The 1,167-nt window shown below is 63.8% G+C and carries 1 protein-coding gene; it reads right to left on the bottom strand.

Translation table 11 applies throughout. The features are described from left to right. A partial coding sequence (groL, locus tag AC0L2U_RS34675) for a chaperonin GroEL (protein ID WP_473603697.1) occupies positions 1–1,167 on the bottom strand: 1,167 nt, incomplete at both ends.

Here is a 1,167-nt window from a genome sequence, read left to right as displayed (position 1 = left end):
GCCGCCGCCCATGCCGCCAGGCATGCCGCCGCCGCCAGCCGACTCCTTCTTCGGAGCCTCCGCGATCATGGCTTCGGTGGTGACGAGCAGGCCGGCGACCGAAGCCGCGTCCTGAAGAGCCGTACGGACAACCTTGACCGGATCGACGATACCCATGGCGATCATGTCGCCATATTCGCCGGTCTGGGCGTTGTAGCCGAAGGTCGCGCCCTTGTTCTCAAGGATCTTGCCGGCAACGATCGATGCTTCCGCACCGGCGTTGGCCGCGATCTGGCGGGCCGGAGCCTGCAGCGCACGACGAACGATGTTGATGCCGGCGGCCTGGTCGGAGTTGACGCCGACCGCGTTGATATTGGCCGAAGCGCGCAGCAGGGCAACACCGCCGCCTGCAACGATGCCTTCTTCGACGGCCGCGCGGGTCGCGTTGAGGGCGTCATCGACGCGGTCCTTCTTTTCCTTGACTTCGACTTCCGTCGCACCGCCGACGCGGATCACCGCAACGCCGCCGGCGAGCTTCGCCAGACGTTCCTGCAGCTTCTCCTTGTCGTAGTCCGAAGTGGTCTCTTCGATCTGCTGCTTGATCTGGGCAACGCGGCCCTGGATCTCTTCCTTCTTGCCGGCGCCGTCGACGATGGTGGTGTTCTCCTTGGAGATCGACACCTTCTTGGCGCGGCCGAGCATGTTGAGGCCGACGTTCTCGAGCTTGATGCCGAGGTCTTCCGAGATGACCTGGCCACCGGTGAGGATGGCGATGTCTTCCAGCATGGCCTTGCGGCGATCACCGAAGCCCGGCGCCTTGACGGCAGCGATCTTCAGGCCGCCACGCAGCTTGTTGACGACCAGCGTGGCCAGAGCCTCGCCTTCGACGTCTTCCGAGATGATGAGCAGCGGCTTCGAGGTCTGCACGACGGCTTCGAGAACCGGCAGCATGGCCTGGAGGTTGGAAAGCTTCTTCTCGTGCAGGAGGATGTAGACGTCCTCGAGTTCGGCAACCATCTTGTCGGCGTTGGTGACGAAGTAGGGCGAGAGGTAGCCGCGGTCGAACTGCATGCCTTCGACGACTTCGAGTTCGGTCTCGGCGGTCTTGGCTTCCTCAACCGTGATGACGCCTTCGTTGCCGACCTTCTGCATCGCTTCCGCGATCATCTTGCCGACCGACTCGTCGCC

It is taken from the genome of Mesorhizobium sp. WSM4808, assembly GCF_055811675.1.
The sequence above is the reverse complement of the archived record's forward strand: the minus strand, read 5'-3'. Positions and strand labels throughout refer to the sequence as shown.